The organism is Streptomyces sp. NPDC023541, from assembly GCF_055559995.1.
Genome location: NZ_JBVHJO010000001.1, coordinates 810,961 through 829,903, shown reverse-complemented (window position 1 = coordinate 829,903; position 18,943 = coordinate 810,961). Strand labels below are relative to the sequence as shown.

The following is an 18,943-nucleotide window of genomic DNA, read 5'->3' as shown; positions in this document are numbered from 1 at the left end:
GCTCAGAACCTCTCCGGGTGCACGAGGGCGAGGACGAGGTAACCGAGCAGGGAGGCGGCGACCAGCAGGCCGACGATGTTCTCGACCGTCACAGCCTGGTCACCCCCCGGGCGATGAGGGCCACCAGTGCGAAGACCGCGACCGTGGTGACGACGAAGGCCAGATCGGCCATCGTGAGCTCCTGGATGAAGAGGGAAGTAATGAATCGGCCAGACGGCCGATGACGAGATAACCGTCTCTTCATCCCGGCGTTAAGACGCCTTGACGGGCTCCATACGCACGTCGGGGAACTCTTGATGTCGTCCTAACGCGAGAGGCCGCGAACTGCCGCTCAGCGCTGGTGGGAGAGGCCGGCCGTGTCCAGAGCGGCGCCCGCCTGCGCGGCCAGGGCGACGGCCACCAGACGGACCTCTTCGGGCGGCAGGGGGCGTCCGGGGAGCGGGTCGAGGAGGAAGCAGCCGTAGTAGTGGCCGCCGCCGAAGACCCGCAGCTCCGTTTCCCGGTCCGGCCACTCGGCGTACTCGGTGACCCGGTTGCCGCGGCGCAGCCACAGGCCGCCGTCGTGCTCAAGGCGGGGGAAGTGCCCGATGAGACTGCCGTACTGGAAGCGACAGCCGCGAAGCCCCAGCAGGCCGACGAGCTCCCGCCGCACGTACTCGACCACCTCTTCCGGCGAGCCGCCGTCCTCGGCCAGCCGGGCACATCCCCGGAGACTGGTCAGGTGAGCGGTGTCGGCAACCACGACGGTCCGGAGCCGGCGCACGCGGACGGCCAGCTGCGAGACGATCAGCCCGACGACGAGCAGGAGGACGGCCGTCTGGATCTCCTCACCGTTGCCGATGGCGAACTGCCCGTACGGCCTGGTGAGGAAGAAGTCGAACCAGGCGGCCGCCGAGAGCGCCGCCAGCGCCCCGGCCGCCCGGGTTTCGAGCGCGGCGACCGCGACCACCACGACGACCATGATCAGAGCCTCGTTCGTCGCAGAGAACTCCGTGCGGAACGGCACGAGCGCGAGCGCCACGAGGAAGGGGGCCACGAGCCCCGCGAGCAGGGCAGCGGGGGCGTGGAGTCGGTACCCGGACATGTGATGCCTCCTGTCCGGAGGGCAGAGCCTCGGATCAGAACTTCTCGGGCCTGATCAGAGCGGCCACGAGGTAGCCGAGCAGGGCGAGGGCGACGATGAGCCCGACCACGTTTTCCGCGTCCATCCGCTGCTTCTCCTTCGATGTGTGCGCTCGGGCTGCGTCGCCCACCTTCAGCGTGCCCCTGGGGGCGCGGGCAGCCACGCACCCTGGCGAGGTCTTGACGCACCCCATACGACATTCGGGCCCCGGCGTCAGGAGCGCGTGAAGAGTGAGCCGGTGGGCGTATGGATCGCGCCAAGCACCCTGGTCATCCGGCCACGGCATCCGGACGCTGTCCTCACTTTGTCCAACGGAGGAACCAGCGAAGATGGCTATACACATGGGAAAGCCGGCCACGCCAGGACAGGCGCCGAGCACGGAGGAACCTCCTGATACCGGCGTCACGGCGCCCGCAGCAGGGGACCGGCACCGGCTGACCGCCCTCCAGGGCCTGGCCGCGCTGTCGCTCGACGCGATGGCCTCCGTCGCATACGGCCCTGAGTCGATCGTGCTGGTCCTGGCGGCGGCCGGGGCCTACGGCCTCGGGTTCACCCTCCCCGTCACCCTGGCGATCGCGGCGCTGCTGGCCGTGCTGGTGGCCTCGTACCGGCAGGTCATCGCGGCATTCCCGGACGGCGGCGGCTCGTACGCCGTCGCCAAGAAGCACCTGGGCCGCCGTACGAGCCTGGTGGCCGCGGCCTCGCTTATCCTCGACTACGTCCTGAACGTGGCCGTCTCCGTCACCGCCGGTGTCGCCGCGCTGACCTCAGCCTTCCCGGAGCTGTACGGCGAGCGGGTATGGATCTGCCTCGGGGTCCTGGTCCTGGTCACGGCGGCGAACCTGCGCGGGGTCGTCGACTCCGCCAAGGCCTTCCTCGTCCCGACGGCCGTGTTCGTCGGGTCGATCCTGACCATGGTCGCGGTCGGCCTCTTCCGCGACGGTCCGCTGAGCACCGCCTCGGCCGCCGGGCACGCCTCCGCCCTGGGCGAGGGTGCCACCGCGGTCGGCGCGCTCCTGCTGCTGAAGGCCTTCGCCGCCGGCTGTTCCGCACTGACCGGCGTCGAGGCGGTCGCCAACGCGGTGCCGTCCTTCCGCGCCCCGGCCGCCCGGCGCGCCCAGCGCACCGAGGTCGCCCTCGGTGCCCTCCTCGGCGTCATGCTGATCGGGCTGTCGGTCCTGATCGGCCGTTTCCACCTCCAGCCGGTCGAGGGCGTCACCGTCCTCGCCCAGCTCGCGGACGCCTCGTTCGGGCACAACGCGGCCTTCTACGTGGTCCAGTTCGCGACCATGGTGCTGCTGGCCCTGGCCGCGAACACCTCCTTCGGAGGTCTCCCGGTGCTCATGAGCCTGCTCGCGCGCGACAACTACCTGCCGCACGTCTTCGCCCTCAAGGCGGACCGCCAGGTGCACCGCCACGGTGTGGTGTGGCTGGCGCTCGTGTCCGCCGCACTGCTGGTGTTCTCCGGCGGCGACACCAACACCCTCGTCCCGCTCTTCGCCGTCGGTGTCTTCGTCGGCTTCACCATCTGCCAGGTCGGCATGGTCCGGCACTGGTATGGCGAGCGCCCCAAGGGCTGGCAGGCGAAGGCCGTCCTCAACGGCTTCGGCGCGCTGCTGACCGGTGTCTCCGCAGTCGTGGTCACCGCCACCAAGTTCACCGAAGGTGCCTGGCTGATCGTCCTCGCCCTGCCGCTGCTCGTCCTCGGCTTCGGACGCGTCCGCCGGGCCTACGCGCAGATCGGCGAACGCCTGGAACTCGGCCGCATCCCGCAGGCGCCCCACAGCTCCCGCTCCCTAGTCGTCGTACCCGTCTCCGGGCTCTCCCGGCTCACCTGCCAGGCGCTCACCGCCGCCCGCTCCCTCGGCGACGAGGTCGTCGCCGTGACCATCACGCACTCCGCTCCGGAGGACCGGCAGCCAGCCGAAGCGCTGCGCCGGGACTGGGAGTTGTGGAAGCCCGGAGTCGAGCTGACCGAGATCACCTCGCAGAGCCGCTCGCTCGGCCGACCCGTGTCGGCCTACGTGCGCGAGCTGGCGCGAACACACCCGGATGCTCAGGTGACCGTCCTGATCCCGGAGACCGAACCCGCCCACCTGTGGCAGCGGATGCTCCAGAACCAGCGCGGCTCCGTCGTCGCACACGCCGTGCGCCGCGACACCGACGCCGTCATCTGCCGACTGCGCTTCCGCATCACCGAGGAAGCGCGCTGACCTGCGTTGACGCGCCCTTGACGGCCGCCTCACGCATCCCGTACACCGCCGTCAAGAAGGCGGCAATTCCTCGGCTCACATGGGGAGTCGACCACGATCGGGCAGTAGTTTCCCGCCTGTTGCGCCGCCGGGGACCTCGATCACTCACATGACGGCCGAGGGGGTCCATGCGAGACAGTCCCCGGCGGCGACACCCCCTCTCCCACACCCCGTTGCTCCCATCAGAAGGTCGCCCCATGCCTCCCGCCGCCGCGCAGCACGTTCCCCTCGGCACACCTCCGCGGACTCCGGTCAACCGGCCGTCCCGGAAACGCTCCGGCCAGGTGAACGTGCTGGAGCCCGAACTCCTCACCACCTCGGCCCGGGAAGCCGTCGCCAAGCTCCACCCCCGCGAACTGGTCAAGAAGCCGGTGCTGTTCGTAGTCGCCATCGGATCGGTCCTCACCACGCTCTCCGCGCTGATCCACCCCTCCGTCTTCACCTGGGTGATCAGCGTCTGGCTCTGGCTCACGGTCCTCTTCGCCAACCTCGCCGAAGCCGTCGCCGAAGGCCGCGGCCGCGCCCAGGCCGAGTCGCTGCGCAAGGCACGCACGGACACGGTCGCGCTGCGCCTGAACCACTGGACGTACGGCGCGAACCTGCACCGCGCCGAGACCGAGGTGGTGACCCCGGCCGAGCTCCAGCCCTTCGACTTCGTGCTCGTCGAGGCCGGCGAGCCGATCCCGGCTGACGGCGATGTCGTCGACGGGGCGGCGATGGTGGACGAGTCCGCCGTCACCGGCGAGTCGGCTCCGGTCCTGCGGGAGGCGGGTGGCGACCGGTCCGGAGTTACCGGCGGTACAACGGTCCTGTCCGACTCGATCGTCGTACGGGTCAGCGCGCGCCCCGGGAACAGTTTCATCGACCGCATGATCGCGCTGGTCGAGGGCGCGTCCCGGCAGAAGACCCCGAACGAGATCGCGCTGAACATCCTGCTGGCCGCCCTGACCGTGGTCTTCATCCTGATCGTGGTCAGCATCCAGCCGATGGCCGCCTACGCGGGCGCCGCCCAGTCGACGACGGTGCTCGTCGCCCTCCTCGTCACCCTCATCCCCACCACCATCGGCGCCCTGCTCTCGGCCATCGGCATCGCCGGCATGGACCGCCTCGTCCAGCGCAACGTCATCGCGCTGAGCGGCCGCGCCGTCGAGGCCGCGGGCGACGTGAACACCCTCCTCCTCGACAAGACCGGCACCATCACCCACGGCAACCGCGAGGCCGCGGCCTTCATCCCGCTCCCCGGGTCCGACCACACCAAGCTCGCCGACGCCGCCCAGCTGTCCTCCCTCGCCGACGAAACCCCCGAAGGCCGCTCCGTGGTGGCCCTCGCCCAGCGGTACGGGCTCCAGCCGGCCGCCGCCGAGGACCTCAGCAACCCCCACTTCACCGAGTTCAGCGCCCGCACCCGGATGAGTGGCGTCAACCTGAGCTGGGACAACGGCGCCGGGTGCGCCATCCGCAAGGGCGCGGTGACACAGGTCTGCGACTGGGTGGTGGCGCGCGGAGGGACCGTACCGGCGGAGGCAGCCGCGTGGTCGGCCGCCGTGTCCGAGTCCGGCGGCACCCCGCTGCTGGTCGCGGTCCACGACTGGGACGGGCCGCGCGTACTCGGCATCATCCACCTCAAGGACGTCGTCAAGGACGGCATCCGGGAGCGGTTCGCGGAGCTGCGCGCCATGGGGATCCGTACGGTCATGGTCACCGGCGACAACGAGCTGACGGCCCGCGCCATCGCCGAAGAGGCGGGCGTGGACGAGTACCTTGCCGAGGCCACGCCCGAGGACAAGATGGCCCTCATCAAGCGGGAGCAGGCGGGCGGCAAGCTGGTCGCGATGACCGGTGACGGGACGAACGACGCCCCGGCGCTCGCGCAGGCGGACGTGGGTGTGGCGATGAACACCGGCACCTCGGCCGCCAAGGAGGCCGGGAACATGGTGGACCTGGACTCCAACCCCACCAAGCTCATCGAGATCGTCGAGATCGGCAAGCAGCTCCTCATCACCCGGGGCGCCTTGACGACCTTCTCGATCACCAACGACGTCGCGAAGTACTTCGCGATCATCCCGGCCATGTTCACCGCGGCCTACCCAGGCCTGGAGGCCCTCAACATCATGGGCCTGAGCAGCCCGACCTCTGCGATCACCTCGGCGATCATCTTCAACGCTCTGATCATCGTCGCCCTGATCCCGCTCGCCCTGCGCGGCGTCCGCTACAAGCCGGCCTCTGCGCACGACCTCCTGCGCCGCAACCTCGGCGTCTACGGTCTCGGCGGTCTGATCCTGCCCTTCGTCGGCATCAAGCTCATCGACCTGCTGGTGTCCACGGTCCCCGGCCTCGGCTGATCGTCCGATCGGTACTCCGCGGGTTCGTCCGCGTTAAGGACGCGTCAGTATTGGCGCACTCACGTGCAAAAGGGATCTCGCTGCGTACGCTGACTCAGCCGTCGATGTCGATGGCTGATTCTTTGCCGTACGACAGGCCCCCCACGATGGCCACCCCTGCTCGCACGTCGCGCCTGCGCGCGTGGCTGCTGGAAGGCTTGACCGCCGAGAACAGTTCGCCCGCCGCCATGGAGGCGGCGGCCCAGCCCCACGGCTGGCCGTGGTGGCGGGTCATGTGCCTGACGGGTCTCGACTACTTCTCCACCCTCGGCTACCAGCCCGGCATCGCGGCGCTCGCGGCCGGGCTGCTGTCGCCGCTGGCGACCATCGTGCTCGTGCTTCTCACCCTCTTCGGTGCGTTGCCGGTCTACGGGCGGGTGGCCGAGGAGAGCCCGAACGGCGAGGGCTCCATCGCCATGCTGGAGCGGCTGCTGACGTTCTGGAAGGGGAAGCTGTTCGTCCTGACCCTCCTCGGGTTCGCGGCGACCGACTTCCTGATCACCATCACACTCTCGGCCGCCGACGCGACCGCGCACTTGGTGGAGAACCCGCACCTCACGAGTACCCTTCACGGCCACGAAGTACTGATCACCCTGATCATGATCGCGCTGCTCGGGGCCGTGTTCCTCAAGGGATTCAGCGAGGCCATCGGCGACGCCGTGGTCCTCGTGGCCACCTACCTCGGCCTCAATGTCGTCGTGGTGGCCGTCGGGCTGTGGCAGGTGATCACCGAACCGCACGTCGTCACCGACTGGACGACCGCGCTGACCACCGAGCACGGCAACCCCTTCATGGTGATCGCCATCGCCCTTATCGTGTTCCCGAAGCTCGCGCTCGGTCTGTCCGGCTTCGAAACGGGCGTGGCGGTCATGCCGCACGTCAAGGGCGACCCCGAGGACACCGTCGAGAAGCCGGCGGGCCGGATCCGCGGCGCCAAGAAGCTCCTGACGACCGCGGCCATCATCATGAGCGTCTTCCTGATCTGCTCCAGCTTCATCACGACGCTGCTGATCCCGGCCGCCCAGTTCAAGCCAGGTGGCGAGGCCAACGGCCGTGCCCTCGCCTACCTCGCCCACGAGTACCTGGGCTCCGCCTTCGGCACGGTGTACGACATCTCCACGATCCTCATCCTGTGGTTCGCCGGCTCCTCCGCCATGGCCGGCCTGCTCAACCTGATGCCGCGCTACCTGCCCCGCTACGGCATGGCCCCGCACTGGGCCCGCGCCCTGCGCCCGATGGTGACCGTCTTCACCCTGGTGGCCTTCCTGGTGACGTGGATCTTCGACGCCGACGTGGACGCGCAGGGAGGCGCCTACGCCACCGGTGTCCTCGTCCTGATCACGTCGGCCGCGGTCGCCGTGACCATCGCCGCCCGCCGGGCGGGGGAGCGCGGCTGGACGATCGGCTTCGGCATCATCTCCGCCGTCTTCATCTACACCACCGCCGTCAACGTGGTGGAACGCCCCGACGGCGTGAAGATCGGCGCCTGCTTCATCGCCGGCATCATGGCGCTCTCGCTCCTCTCCCGCCTCGCCCGCGTCTTCGAGCTCCGCGTCACCGACGTGGAACTGGACGACATGGCCAAGCGGTTCATCCGAGACACCGCCAACCGCACCATCCGCTTCATCGCGAACGAGCCCGACAACCGGGACAGGACCGAGTACCGCGAGAAGGTCGAGCAGATCCGCGCGGACAACGACATCCCGCCCGGCGACGACGTCATGTTCGTCGAGGTCACGGTCCTCGACGCGTCCGAGTTCGAATCCGGCATGCGGGTACGCGGCGAGGTGCTCCACGACCGCTACCGCGTCCTCAGCCTGGAGAGCTCCAGCGTCCCCAACGCCCTCGCCGCCCTCTTGCTGCACGTCCGCGACGAGACCGGGCAGCGCCCGCACATCTACTTCGAGTGGACCGAGGGCAACCCGATGGCCAACTTCCTCCGGTTCTTCCTCTTCGGACAGGGCGAGGTCGCCCCCGTCACCCGCGAGGTCATCCGGGAAGCCGAACCGGACCGGGCCCGCCGCCCCCACGTCCACGCCGGCTGACGTCCGCGGTCGAGGTCCGACGTCAAGATGCCGACAGGAATCGCGCCGGACCCTCGCCATAGCGAGGGTCCGGCGCGATTCTCACAGGATGAGCATCGACTGGCTTCCTGACCGTGGCATTCGCCGGGCGATCCTTGCCGTCGGCGCGGCTGGCGTGACCGTGATCGCCGCCGGCGCCGTCCTCGAAGCTCTGTGGCTGCTCGGCATCGGCGTCTGGGCGGTCATCACCGCCATGCTGATCGAACTCGTCTACCGGCCCTAGCTGCCGATGTCCCGGCTCCGGAAGTCCTCCAGCGTCTCCCGCCGGACCAGTACCCGGGCCGATCCCTTGTGGACCGCGATGACCGGGGGCCGCCCGACCATGTTGTACCCGGACGCCATGGACTGCTGGTAGGCACCCGCCACGGGAACGGCGACCAGGTCACCGGGGTGAATGTCGCCCGGCACTTCCACGTCGGAGGCCAGGATGTCGCCCGCCTCGCAATGCCGGCCGACGATCGTCGTCCGGCAGGGCGCGGCAGTGGAGTGTCGCCCTACGAGACGGGGCGCGTACCGCGCCCCGTAGAGGGCGGGGCGGGGGTTGTCGCTCATCCCGCCGTCGACGGCGACGAACACCTTCTCGCCGTGGTGCTTGACAGCAAGGACCCGGTACAGCGCTACGCCGGCCGGCCCGACCACGGCGCGTCCGGGCTCAACGAGGAGCAGGGGGACGGTCAGCCGGGCGGCGGCGCAGCCCTCTATGAGCTCGGCGCGCAGCCGACGGGCCAACGTCGTGAGGTCAAGGGCAGGATCGCCCGACCGGTAGGCGATGCCGTGGCCGCCGCCCATGTCCAGCTCGGGCAGTACGACGCCGTGCGCGTCACGGACGCGAGCCATCAGTCCGACCATGCGGCGCAAGGCCACCAGGTAGGGCTTCACCTCGGTGATCTGGGAACCGATGTGGCAGTGCAGGCCGGTCAGTTCGAGCTCGGGCTGGCCCAGAATCCTGCTGATCGCGTGCTGCGCGCCCCCGTCGGTGAGGGACAGACCGAACTTCTGGTCGTCCGTACCCGTACGGATCTTGTCGTGCCCCCCGGCCGACACGCCCGGCACCACCCGCACCATGACCTTCTGGCGAGCACCCCGGCCGACCGCGGCTGCGATGCGGGCGATCTCGGACGGACTGTCGATCACGATCCGTCCCACACCGAGCCGTAGCGCGGTCTCTAGGTCCCGGGGCGACTTCGCGTTGCCGTGCAGGACGATCCGCTCGGGCGGGAAGCCGGCCGTTACGGCCAGCTCCAGCTCCCCGGCCGAGCACACATCCAGCCCCAGCCCCTCCTCCTGTACCCAGCGCACCATCGCGCGGGACAGAAACGCCTTGGCCGCGTACAGGACTTCGGCGTCGGGGAAGGCGTCGCAGTAGGTGCGACAGCGCTCGCGCACCTCACCCTCGTCCAGGACATACGCGGGGGTCTCGAACCGCTCGGCGATGTCCCGGAGGGGCACCCCGCCGACCGCGAGGTCACCCTCCGCGAGCCAGGCCGTGGAGGCTGGCCAGACAGACAGGTCCTCCGTACGCGACCCCACCTCGGAGGCGATTGCTGTGGTCATCGATTGGTCCTCTCCCTCAGGCGGTACGGGCCGGAGCAGCGCCGCGGGCGGCCGGGGCCGGAGCGGTTTCCGGCGCGTGGTCGGCGGCTGTGGCCCCGGTGACTGCGGGCGCGGTGAAGGTGGGGTCGATGGTCAGCAGGCAGACCCCGAGCGGCTGGGCCATCGACCGGAGCGCGGCCTCGGAGAGCCGGATCCACGGCTGCTCCGCGCCGAACACGGCGGCCAGCCGGTCCGGATCGGTGAAACCCACCGCGGTGCGTGCGCCCAGCGGGGTGCGGAAGTGACGTACCACCACCTCCGCCGTTCCCGGCCGGACCGGGACGTACAGGGGTCCGGCCGGGCCCGGTTCCTCGGGCTCGGGATCGTCGTCGTACTGGAACAAGCACATGGGGCCCTCCTGGGGAACCACGAAACGGCAGGTGGCGCCCCGCTCACGGGGAGGCGATTCGGGGCACGCCTCCGAAGCTATCCCCGCTTCCGCACCTCCGTGGCCGGTCTCTGACGAGACCTTGACGGCAACCGATCGGGTTCATACGGATCGCTAACGGCCGCCGGCCACGGGCGGGACCGAGGGCGCGTCAGGGACCCATCAGGGCCATGGTCGCCCGCGTCAGGGGCCCGTCAGAAAGTCTGCCTCAGCCCTCATCCCTGCTCTTGTCTGGAGATGTGAAACAGCGCAGAGGGAGGGAAACCGTGCCGAAGGTCGTAGTCGGTGTCAGCGGCACTCTGGGCAGTCTCGCGGCCCTGCACCGGGCCGCGGCCGAAGCACGGGTGCGTGACGCGGAACTGTGGGCCGTACTGGCCTGGCAGGCCCCGGGCGGTGAACTCGGCAGCCGCAATTCCTGCAACGTCTCCGCCCTGGCCCACTGCAGTGCCGCCGCAGGGGAAAGACTCCGCGAGATTCTCGACATCGCGTTCGGCGCCGGGAAACCGCCTGCCAGGCTCGCGGGCCGGACGGTCCGGGCGACCCCGGGGCTGGCCCTGGTGGACACGACCAACGACCCCGATGACCTCCTCGTAGTAGGCACTGGATCACGTACGGCGCTGAGCCGTCTGATCAGGCCGTCCGTGGCCCGGTACTGCCTCGCGCACGCCCTCTGCCCCGTCCTGACCGTTCCGCCTTCCCCTCTCCAGGCCGAGCACGACCTGGCACACCGCCGAAACCTCTGGCGGATGCCCCTTGACCTGCGAGAACTCGACCGATGACCTTCACATGCCGAGGCGGGGAAGGTCCGGCGGTGCGTCGGAGACCGCACATAGCGCTCCCTCCGCACGTAAGGCACAGCAGTCGTGTGCCCGATTTGCGTCATGTGGCACTCTGACCTGCGGTTTCCTTTCACATGTTTTTGTTCCACGTGTTTTGCGATGACCCATCATGTGGAGTGTGTCGCGATCCTTGAGCCCGTTGGAAAGGGCCTCTGACCTGCAGGTTCGGGCAGTGTGCGTTATGGGCGCTGTGCGCGTTGTGGGCGATATCTTGACGCACGTTTGACGCTCGTGACGCACGTCTGACGCACGCCGTCAGCGAAGCTTGACAAGTCGTCAGTCAATGGGTGGGTCCCCTCCCAGCAGAGCGTGACCTTGCTGCGGGAGGGGTCCTTCCCGGTAGAGGGCGGCTGAGCCGGTCGGTGTCAGACCCGCGATCTAACTCCTTGCCCCGAACACGCTCCGTGACAATTTGCGGGGGTTCGCTGATTAGCAGCCGGGGCGGTAGGGCTTCCATCCGTGCAGGAACGGCTACGGGTCGCTGGCGCGAGGTCCGGGCAGGCGGGGCGTCCCGTTGAGCGGGTTCAGGCGCTCCATGTGATCGGTGGCCCAAGCGATCCATGTCTCGGCTCCGTCCTTCTTCGGTCCGGGCGCCAAGGTCTTGTGCGTGGAGGCGGAGAGCGTCGACGTACTAGGCCAGGCCCGCGGCACGGCGCCATGCTCGTTCTTGCGCTTCGAGATGCTGGGCTCCGGTAGCGATGAAGATTCGGACAGATGTAGGCATGGCCGCTTGTGGTGGCTAGGCTCGCAGTCGTTCGTTGGTGGCCGCCGTGGACGCTTGCTGGTCGGCCTGTGACGGCTGCTGGCCGTTTCGCGATCATCCGAGGAGGTGGCCGCCGGGCGTACGAGTGCCCGTACCAGCCTAGGCATCCGTCCTGAGGCGTTCCCGTGTCTCGGGCAGGGGAAGGCTGGTTAGGCGTGTCGGTCCCGCTGGCTGCGGCCAGGAGGGGACTGGCGAGTGGATCGTGTGAACGTGAGCCGCTCGTGCTTCCGGTGATGGATGCCTGAGGGTAAGCAGGGGTGTGCAGACGCACCGCAGACGAGGGTGTCAGTTCGAAACGAGAGCGGGTTGGTTCATGTCGGTCGCGGCGCGAGAGCAGATGGATGTCGTCGCAGGTGCGCTGGCTCCCTGCGACCTCGTGCCCCGCGAGGCGAAGCTCGCGCTCGTCGAGGCCTTCGGGACCGAAGCTGTTGTGGCCTATCGGTATGACGCGTGTGAGCGGGAGCGGCGGGCAGCTGAAGGGATGCCGCCGCTGACGCGACCTGACGTGCTGGATCTCCTCATGTCGCTTCCCTTGGGGGAGCCGGTTCCGGTCGGCTCCTTGAGTGAGAGGGAGCGGCGGGTGGTGAAGTCCCTGCCGAGGGGCGCGGCGGTCCGCAGGGACGGGTCGGTCACCCGTCGAGCGGCGCAGCCTGTCCATATCGACATGGCGTTCGTGCCCGGTCGAAGTTGGGAGGCTGCGATGGAGAAGGCGGAGCGATTTACTCCGTTCTGTTCTCGCACGGTGGTGGTGGAGGGTCCCTTGCGGCGCAAGGTTGATGCTGTGCTGCGCGCGGACTTCTTCGGCATCGGCCTGCTCACGCTTCAGGGGGACTCGGTGGAAGTGGTGGTGCTGCCGCGTCCCTTCGTGCGTAGACGGCATACCGTCGCTGGCTGGAAGTTCCTGGAAGACGTCCACCGCCAGCTCCCCTGAGCGCCCAGTCCGCGGCTTGCTACGGGCCGACGGGGAGTGTCGCCCATGCTTTGAGCGGCGAGGGCGCCTGGAATCCGGACCTGGGGCTGGCGCCCAGGCCGATACGCTGGTTCTCCAGCGCGTAGCGGTCGATCGCGGCCGCACATTTGTCGCGCCACCACGACTTGCGCGGAGTGCCTGGCTGGTAGCCGGCCATTTCGGCGACCCAGTCGCTCCACGTGAGGACGGTGTGATTGTCGGCCTCGCGCCGGGTTTCGCCGTCAGGCAGGAAGAAGCGATCGAGACCGCGTCCGTCGCACTCCTCGCAGGAGCAGGTTGCGGGATCCACGTTGCCGTACAGCCTGGCGAGGGACTCGGCGCCCTTGAAGCACATGAGCTCCGGCATCAGCACGTTCGGGTAGGTGGGGCCGGCCTTGCCGACCTGGGCTTTCTCTCCGGGCGGGATCGCGTGGCGGAGTGAACTTTGCACGCCGATGCCGGCGCAGAAGGCGCCATGCGCGATCGCGTCAAGCGCAGCGAGGTCGGTCCGCAGGAGCGCCATGTGCTCGACCTCGGCCAGCAGGCGGCGCAGATTGGCGGGGATGTCCTTCGTCTGCTCCATCGGATCGAACTGGCGGAAGAGGACGAGTGCCTTCGGGTGGCGGATCTTCGTGCAGACCGCGATGAGTTGACCGATGTTCTCGCGGTTCAGCCAGGTGACGTCGATGGGGAGTGTCACGACGGTGTCGGCGCGTTCGATCTTGTTGGCCTCGCGTATCACTGCCTTGAGCGTCTTGGAGTCCGCGGGCGGAATGTAGCCGGTCGGGGTAAGTGCTGCGCTCGCTCCGCGTGCCTTCTGGAAGGCCAGGACGGTGTCCACTGAGGCGAACAGCTCGTCGGTGGGCACCTTGAACGGCTCGTCCGCGGTCGCGACGTAGGTGGTGTAGGGGGCGCTGTCGATCAGCAGAGTACCTTCGTAGCCGGCCGTGCTGCGAAGGTGGAAGGCCCGCTCGTCGGCTTTGGCTCCGGTCATCACGACGCCGCTGAAGTCGTCATCGAGCGCGGGCCGCGGCCGCGGAAGATTGACGGCGTTTTCGTGGAGCAGCACCCGCCCTTGGAGAAGAGGCACGGCGGCAACGGTGTGGTCGAGCGTCTTCAGGGCGGGCGGTTGCCGCCTCGGGGAGGGGGTGTTGCTCATGAATCACCTCGCAGAAGAGTCCGGCACGTCCTTGTGTCCGGACGGAGAAGAAGCGCACAAGTAGATCTCGTGGAACTCCTCGCGACCCAGGCCCGCCAGGTGGGCGGTCTCGGTCGGACTGAGGTGGAGCTGCTCCTCAAGCCGGGTGACGGCTTGAGCGAGACGGCGCGGGGTTTCGCGCCGGATGGTGGTCGGCTCGTTGGTGCGGTAGCCGAGGGCGGACAACTCGAGGATGAGCGTGCGGTATTGCCATTCGCTGATGACTCCCAGGTCCATGGCTCGCCTGATGAGGGCTGCCATCGACACCCCCCACCGTGCCTTGAGATCCAGCAGGCGGGACACGTCAATGCCTGGCTTCAGCTCGGGCAAGACTGCGTCGTGGGGCATGAGGAACTCGGCGGCGAACCGGTTGGCCTGGTCTTCCTGCACGCGTCCCTCACCCGGCTCGCCGTGCATCACCAGGTGACCCAGCTCATGGGCCAGGCTGAAGCGTGCACGATCTCCGGGAGCATGTGAGTTGAGGATGATCAGCGGATGCCCGCCGGGGGGCCATTGGCTCACGGCGTCGAGCTCGGTGGTGCAGAGATCCCGGACTACGACAAGAGCGCCGGCATCTTCGAGCAGGGCGACCATGTCCTCGATGGGGCCTGCGGGGACGTTCCACTCCTCACGCATCGTCTCCGCCGCATCCGCGGGAGTGTCGAAGTCGTTGACTTCGACGCGCCGAAACCGGTCGTTGCGATGGAGGTCCGCTGCCCGGGCCAAGCTGTCGACCTGGAGCCGGGTGAGCGTCAACGTCGCATGGATCCGACGCAGGGCGGGTGCCCCCAGGGAGGCCCGCTTGCGGTGGTGTACCAGTCCGACGCTTGTCCCGGCCGTATCCGTGGCGCGGCACAGGGTGTCGGCGGTGTAGCGAAGGGCGTCGGCGAACAACTGCACGCGCCCGTCCCTGACGGGGATGCGGCCGGCTTCAGCTCGGCTGACGTACCCCTGGGTGATGCGGCCGCCATCAAGACGTGTCATCTCGTCGGCGAGTTCGGACTGTGTCCAGCCGCGTGAATCACGGGCCAATGTGAGCATCCCGGGATCCGCAACCAAGCTCTGCTGGTCGCGCACGTGCCCACCTCCAGCCCTGGCGAGTTCAACTCCCCAGAGGGTACACGGTTTTATGCCTCAGAATATTCCGCACATGATCTGAGGCTCGTCATAGCTCCATGCATACCAGACCCGACTGACAGTCCAACTCCACTGCTCCAATGTGCCTTTGGGCGCCGCGAGTGTGGTGTCGTCCGCTGAGAGCTGACCGCACTCCAGGGCCGGTGCCACCTTGCGCAGGGCGAGCGCTGCCTGGTGTTCGCGGGGCTGAACGCGCAAGCGGTGACCAGCACCTGCTGGTCACCGCTTGCGATCAGGCCAACGGTCTAGATCACAGTGGTCAGCTGTGGGCTGGGAAGGTCGCGCCGACAGCCGCCGCACGGGCGTAGCCGGATACGCCGATGGCCGGCACCCCGATCGGGTGCCGGCCATCTCTGTGGGGCTGGGTCAGTCCTGGGCGTCGTGGTCGGTGCCCACGAGTTCCTCGAGGAGGTCTTCCATGGTGACGAAGCCGATGACGGTGGAGTCGGCGTGGGTGACGGCGGCGAGGTGGGTGCCGGCTGCGCGCATGGCGGTCATGGTGTCATCCAGCGGGGTGTCGCGGGTGACCTTGATGACGGGGCGCATCGCGGCGCGCGGGAACGGCGTCGTGCGGTCCGGGGCGGCCAGGGCGTCCTTGATGTGGAGGTAGCCGAGGATCTCCTGGCCGGGTCCGGTGACGGGAAGGCGGGAGAAGCCGCGGTCCGCGGCTACGCGCTCCAGGCTCCGGGGGGTGATGTCGTGTCCGACGGTCGCCATCTGGCCGAGGGGAACCATCACCTCACCCACGGGGCGCGTACCCAGCTGGAGCGCATCCTTGAGCCGTTCACTGCCCTCGGGCGCGAGGAAGCCGGCGGCGCTGGAGTCCTTCACGAGCCGGGCGAGTTCGTCGTCGGTGAAGACGGAGCCGACCTCGTCCTTCGGCTCGACCTTCAGCAGGCGCAGCAGGGTGTTGGCGAAAGCGTTGATGCCGAACACGAACGGGCGCAGTGCCCGGGTGAGGGCGACCAGCGGCGGTCCGAGCAGCAGCGCGGTCGGGGCGGGGGCGGCGAGTGCGATGTTCTTCGGCACCATCTCGCCGACCAGCATGTGCAGGTAGGTGGCAAGTGTGAGGGCGATGACGAACGCGATCGGGTGGATCAGCGCCGCGGGAACGCCCACCGCGTGGAAGGGAGGTTCGAGGAGGTGCGCGATGGCCGGCTCGGCGACGGCGCCCAGCACCAGGGAGGAGACAGTGATGCCCAGCTGGGCGGTCGCCATCATCGCCGAGAGGTGTTCCAGGGCCCACAGGGTGGTCTTCGCTCGCCGGTCGCCCCTGTCGGCGGCGGGCTCGATCTGGCTGCGGCGTACGGAGATCAGCGCGAACTCCGCGGCGACGAAGAAGGCGTTGGTGATCAGGGTGAAGGCCCCGATCAGCAACTGGATGGCGGTCATCGGGCCTCCTCCCCGGAGACGGTGTCTTCGTCGGTGGCCGGTGCGGTGATCAGGACGCGGTCGGCGCGGTGGTGCTCTATGTCGAGCACGACCAGCTCCCAGCCGTCCACCAGGACGGTGTCCCCTTCCACAGGGATGCGTTCCAGGCGGGTGGCGACGAGGCCGGCGAGCGTCTCGTATGGGCCCTCGGGCGCGTCGAATCCGATCTCTTCCAGCTGATCGAGGCGGACGCTTCCGTCCGCTTCCCACACCTTGCGGCCGTTGGAGTCGGGTCCTTCGATGAGGTCGGGGACCTCTATCGGGTCGTGCTCGTCGCGGACCTCGCCGACGACCTCTTCGACGATGTCCTCGACGGTGGCCACGCCCGCGGTGCCGCCGTACTCGTCGATGACCACGGCCATGGTGCGGGCCTTGCGCAGCCGGCCCAGCAGGGTGTCGACGGGAAGCGAGTGCGGCACCAGCAGTGCGGAGGTCATCAGGTCCGCCACCGAGACCAGCAGGCGCTTGTCCTCGTCGAGGTCCAGGACGTCGCGGATGTGGATGGTTCCGACGACCTCGTCCAGGGTGTCCCGGTAGACGGGGAAGCGGGACAGGCCGGTCGCCAGGGTCAGGTTCGCGGCATCGGCGGCGGTGGCGTGGAGCTCCAGGGCCTGGACATCGACCCTTGGCGTCATGACGTTCTCCGCGGTCAGCTCCGCCAGGTGCAGGGTTCGCACGAACAGCTCGGCCGAGTCGGCCTCGATCGCGCCTTCGCGGGCGGAGTGGCGGGCCAGGGCCACCAGCTCCTCGGGGGTGCGGGCTGAGGCCAGCTCCTCGGCGGGCTCCAGGCCGAAGCGGCGCACGAGACGGTTCGCCGTGCTGTTCAGGTGCCGGATCAACGGCCCGAAGGTAGCCGTGAAGGCACGCTGGGGGCCGGCGACCACCTTTGCGACGGCCAGCGGTCGGGAGATCGCCCAGTTCTTCGGTACGAGCTCACCCACGACCATCAGTACGACCGTGGAGATGGCGACGCCCAGCAGGGTCGCGGTGGTCGACACCGCACCGGCGGGCAGGCCGGCGGCCTCCAGCGGGCCGCGCAGGAGCGCAGAGACGGACGGCTCGGCGAGCATGCCGATCACCAGCGAGGTCACCGTGATGCCGAGCTGGGCACCGGACAGCTGGAAGGTGAGCCGCTTGGCGGCCTTCAGGGCGCCTTCGGCGCCACGCTCACCGGCGGCAGTGGCACGCTCGAGCTCACTGCGCTCGACGGTGGTGAGCGAGAACTCGGCGGCGACGAACACCGCACACGCCAGCGTCAGCGCCAGAGCGAGAAGCAGCAGCAGGACTTCGATCACCGTGCCACCCCCGCTCCCGGCTGAAAGATATGCGGGCAAGGCGTAGCACGGCATGGACTGGGAGGTTCACCCATTGCGGGCTGCTGCTCCATTCACTCTCGGCGGACCTTGCGGTCCGGACTGCTTTTGGTAACGGACAGTATCCGGAAGCTGATGGTAAAGGGCAAGTAAATTCCTTGCGGGATCGGCTGCGGGGTGCGGCGGCGGTCGACCGCGCCGTTCACGTGACAGCGCTTCGCGGTCGCCTGGGCGTCCTCTTAGGAGGGCCCCCGCAATATCAGACGGCTGCCGTTGAGCAGGAGGAAGGGAGGCCTTGCCTCTGGGGGAGTTTTCGTTCGGACCAGTCGGTCGTGCCGCTGGCTGATGCGCGGTGGGCGCGGATCCAGCCGTGGCGCCCGGACCGGACGCCGAAGCGCCCGCATGCATGCCTCCCTCTGCTGGTCGGCCCCTTCCGGGATCACGGCGCGAACGCCGCGTTTGCGGGGGTGGTCTCGAATCTCGCGGGAGGAGTGCGCCTTGGCGGCCAGGACCAGGTCGGACCTGGCGGCGCCGTCCGTCCTTGCTCGCGGAGAACGCGTAGGTGGCCAATGACGGCCGACACCGCCAGTCCTACGTAGGCGCCGATGGACGGGGTGCGCCGAGGGGCGGAGTGCGACCCGAACCAGTCGGGCCTCGGGCCCGCCGCCATCCTGCACGCCGTTGCCCGACCACGTGATCGACCATCGACCTGTGGAGGCACGTCGTCGGGCCGTTGACCGGCTTGCTGCAGCGTCTGCGCTCCGGAAGCGTGGCGGAGATTCCGTAGAACGTCACCGCTTGCCTGTGTGACATCGCCGATCACCACCGACGCGCAACGACATGATCACTGGGTTCGACGAGCCTGCACGGGAATGCTCGGCGTGAGCATCGCTCAGCTTGGCGTCCAGCACGACGCCGACAGGCGCCGCATCAGAGCATGGGCCGCCCTCATCGCCGCCCGCCATGATTGTCGGCGTGTACGGATGGACTGGGACCACATGTCCGAGCTCACCTGGCACTATCGCCATCCGGTCGTCCTGAGCGTGATCATCATCATGTGCACCCTCGTCTGTCTGGCCCTGCGCCGCAATGGACCGCCGTGGCTTCAGGGGCTGGCCGAAGCCGCGGGCCGTTGGCCGGGGCCAGGCGATTCGGGCGGTATCCGTCCGCGTCAGCGCGTGAGGATGAGGCAGGGCCCGGCCGGACCCTCGCCCGAGCACGTTCGAGTCTGCAGGGGTAAGCATGACCTCGTCCAGGGACCCCGATCGCGGTCCGCGCCTGAATATGCGCACTCTGGCAGTGGCCGCTGCCGTTCTGATCACGGCCGGAGCGGTCTGGGAGTCAATGTGGCTCATCGGGATCGGAACCTGGGCAATGATCTTCGCCATCGGCATTCAGTTGGTCTACCGGCCCTGAAGGATTGGAGCGAGCTCGATGGGGCGGCTTGTCCGGCTCCGTGGTCCGGTCCGCCCGGCGGCGGAGTCGGCTTTGA

General features: G+C 68.8%; 15 protein-coding genes. 6 read left to right on the top strand and 9 right to left on the bottom strand.

Annotated features, from left to right (window positions below; genetic code table 11):
- Window positions 1-2: 2 nt before the first annotated feature.
- The 3 genes from kdpF (ACZ3X1_RS03930) to kdpF (ACZ3X1_RS03920) all read right to left on the bottom strand — a co-directional run bounded on the left by kdpF (ACZ3X1_RS03930) (window position 3) and on the right by kdpF (ACZ3X1_RS03920) (window position 1,208).
- Window positions 3-92, bottom strand: coding sequence for a K(+)-transporting ATPase subunit F (gene kdpF, locus ACZ3X1_RS03930; protein WP_467276221.1), 90 nt, complete (start codon window positions 90-92; stop codon window positions 3-5).
- 239 nt (window positions 93-331) lie between these two features.
- Window positions 332-1,084 (bottom strand): DUF4118 domain-containing protein, encoded by a 753-nt coding sequence (locus ACZ3X1_RS03925; protein WP_467276219.1) that lies wholly within the window; start codon window positions 1,082-1,084, stop codon window positions 332-334.
- A 34-nt stretch (window positions 1,085-1,118) separates the two neighbouring features.
- Window positions 1,119-1,208, bottom strand: coding sequence for a K(+)-transporting ATPase subunit F (gene kdpF / locus ACZ3X1_RS03920; protein ID WP_267724319.1), 90 nt, complete (start codon window positions 1,206-1,208; stop codon window positions 1,119-1,121).
- A 244-nt stretch (window positions 1,209-1,452) separates the two neighbouring features.
- Here kdpF (ACZ3X1_RS03920) and ACZ3X1_RS03915 point away from each other — a divergent pair, with 244 nt between their 5' ends.
- The 4 genes from ACZ3X1_RS03915 to ACZ3X1_RS03900 all read left to right on the top strand — a co-directional run bounded on the left by ACZ3X1_RS03915 (window position 1,453) and on the right by ACZ3X1_RS03900 (window position 8,063).
- Window positions 1,453-3,336: an APC family permease gene (locus tag ACZ3X1_RS03915; protein WP_467276215.1), complete on the top strand. Its 1,884-nt coding sequence runs from the start codon at window positions 1,453-1,455 to the stop codon at window positions 3,334-3,336.
- A gap of 236 nt (window positions 3,337-3,572) precedes the next feature.
- A complete protein-coding gene (gene kdpB, locus ACZ3X1_RS03910; protein ID WP_467276213.1) occupies window positions 3,573-5,717 on the top strand; it encodes a potassium-transporting ATPase subunit KdpB in 2,145 nt (714 codons plus the stop codon).
- A gap of 146 nt (window positions 5,718-5,863) precedes the next feature.
- A complete protein-coding gene (locus ACZ3X1_RS03905; protein WP_467276211.1) occupies window positions 5,864-7,801 on the top strand; it encodes an APC family permease in 1,938 nt (645 codons plus the stop codon).
- Window positions 7,802-7,889: 88 nt separating this feature from the next.
- Window positions 7,890-8,063, top strand: a complete 174-nt coding sequence (locus ACZ3X1_RS03900) for a hypothetical protein (RefSeq protein ID WP_467276208.1) — start codon at window positions 7,890-7,892, stop codon at window positions 8,061-8,063.
- Here the strand turns inward: ACZ3X1_RS03900 and lysA are convergent.
- Complete coding sequence (gene lysA, locus ACZ3X1_RS03895) at window positions 8,060-9,394, bottom strand: diaminopimelate decarboxylase (protein WP_467276205.1); 1,335 nt, start codon at window positions 9,392-9,394, stop codon at window positions 8,060-8,062. The genes ACZ3X1_RS03900 and lysA overlap by 4 nt on opposite strands.
- Before the next feature lie 16 nt (window positions 9,395-9,410).
- Window positions 9,411-9,782, bottom strand: coding sequence for an SAV_915 family protein (locus tag ACZ3X1_RS03890; protein ID WP_467276203.1), 372 nt, complete (start codon window positions 9,780-9,782; stop codon window positions 9,411-9,413).
- A 305-nt stretch (window positions 9,783-10,087) separates the two neighbouring features.
- Here ACZ3X1_RS03890 and ACZ3X1_RS03885 point away from each other — a divergent pair, with 305 nt between their 5' ends.
- Complete coding sequence (locus tag ACZ3X1_RS03885) at window positions 10,088-10,600, top strand: universal stress protein (RefSeq protein ID WP_467276201.1); 513 nt, start codon at window positions 10,088-10,090, stop codon at window positions 10,598-10,600.
- A gap of 1,136 nt (window positions 10,601-11,736) precedes the next feature.
- Window positions 11,737-12,354, top strand: coding sequence for a hypothetical protein (locus tag ACZ3X1_RS03880; protein ID WP_467276199.1), 618 nt, complete (start codon window positions 11,737-11,739; stop codon window positions 12,352-12,354).
- Between the two features lie 19 nt (window positions 12,355-12,373).
- On the opposite strand, the gene ACZ3X1_RS03875 is transcribed toward ACZ3X1_RS03880, so the two are convergent.
- The 4 genes from ACZ3X1_RS03875 to ACZ3X1_RS03860 form a co-directional block, all read right to left on the bottom strand.
- Window positions 12,374-13,531 (bottom strand): hypothetical protein, encoded by a 1,158-nt coding sequence (locus ACZ3X1_RS03875; protein ID WP_467276197.1) that lies wholly within the window; start codon window positions 13,529-13,531, stop codon window positions 12,374-12,376.
- 3 nt (window positions 13,532-13,534) lie between these two features.
- The gene (locus ACZ3X1_RS03870; RefSeq protein ID WP_467276195.1) at window positions 13,535-14,647 is read right to left on the bottom strand and encodes an ImmA/IrrE family metallo-endopeptidase; all 1,113 of its coding nucleotides are present in this window, start codon (window positions 14,645-14,647) and stop codon (window positions 13,535-13,537) included.
- 426 nt (window positions 14,648-15,073) lie between these two features.
- Window positions 15,074-16,099 carry a hemolysin family protein gene (locus tag ACZ3X1_RS03865; protein WP_467276193.1) on the bottom strand — a complete coding sequence of 342 codons (1,026 nt, stop codon included), beginning with the start codon at window positions 16,097-16,099 and terminating at the stop codon, window positions 15,074-15,076.
- Window positions 16,096-17,433, bottom strand: coding sequence for a hemolysin family protein (locus ACZ3X1_RS03860; protein WP_467276190.1), 1,338 nt, complete (start codon window positions 17,431-17,433; stop codon window positions 16,096-16,098). The genes ACZ3X1_RS03865 and ACZ3X1_RS03860 overlap by 4 nt, the downstream gene beginning before the upstream one ends.
- Window positions 17,434-18,943: the final 1,510 nt, after the last annotated feature.

What these genes read in the sequence shown, in the direction of transcription:
- ACZ3X1_RS03925 (WP_467276219.1), bottom strand. Translation starts at nt 1,084, where the DNA reads ATGTCCGGGTACCGACTCCACGCCCCCGCTGCCCTGCTCGCGGGGCTC.
- kdpF (WP_267724319.1), bottom strand. Translation starts at nt 1,208, where the DNA reads ATGGACGCGGAAAACGTGGTCGGGCTCATCGTCGCCCTCGCCCTGCTC.
- ACZ3X1_RS03915 (WP_467276215.1), top strand. Translation starts at nt 1,453, where the DNA reads ATGGCTATACACATGGGAAAGCCGGCCACGCCAGGACAGGCGCCGAGC.
- kdpB (WP_467276213.1), top strand. Translation starts at nt 3,573, where the DNA reads ATGCCTCCCGCCGCCGCGCAGCACGTTCCCCTCGGCACACCTCCGCGG.
- ACZ3X1_RS03905 (WP_467276211.1), top strand. Translation starts at nt 5,864, where the DNA reads ATGGCCACCCCTGCTCGCACGTCGCGCCTGCGCGCGTGGCTGCTGGAA.
- ACZ3X1_RS03900 (WP_467276208.1), top strand. Translation starts at nt 7,890, where the DNA reads ATGAGCATCGACTGGCTTCCTGACCGTGGCATTCGCCGGGCGATCCTT.
- lysA (WP_467276205.1), bottom strand. Translation starts at nt 9,394, where the DNA reads ATGACCACAGCAATCGCCTCCGAGGTGGGGTCGCGTACGGAGGACCTG.
- ACZ3X1_RS03890 (WP_467276203.1), bottom strand. Translation starts at nt 9,782, where the DNA reads ATGTGCTTGTTCCAGTACGACGACGATCCCGAGCCCGAGGAACCGGGC.
- ACZ3X1_RS03880 (WP_467276199.1), top strand. Translation starts at nt 11,737, where the DNA reads ATGTCGGTCGCGGCGCGAGAGCAGATGGATGTCGTCGCAGGTGCGCTG.
- ACZ3X1_RS03875 (WP_467276197.1), bottom strand. Translation starts at nt 13,531, where the DNA reads ATGAGCAACACCCCCTCCCCGAGGCGGCAACCGCCCGCCCTGAAGACG.
- ACZ3X1_RS03865 (WP_467276193.1), bottom strand. Translation starts at nt 16,099, where the DNA reads ATGACCGCCATCCAGTTGCTGATCGGGGCCTTCACCCTGATCACCAAC.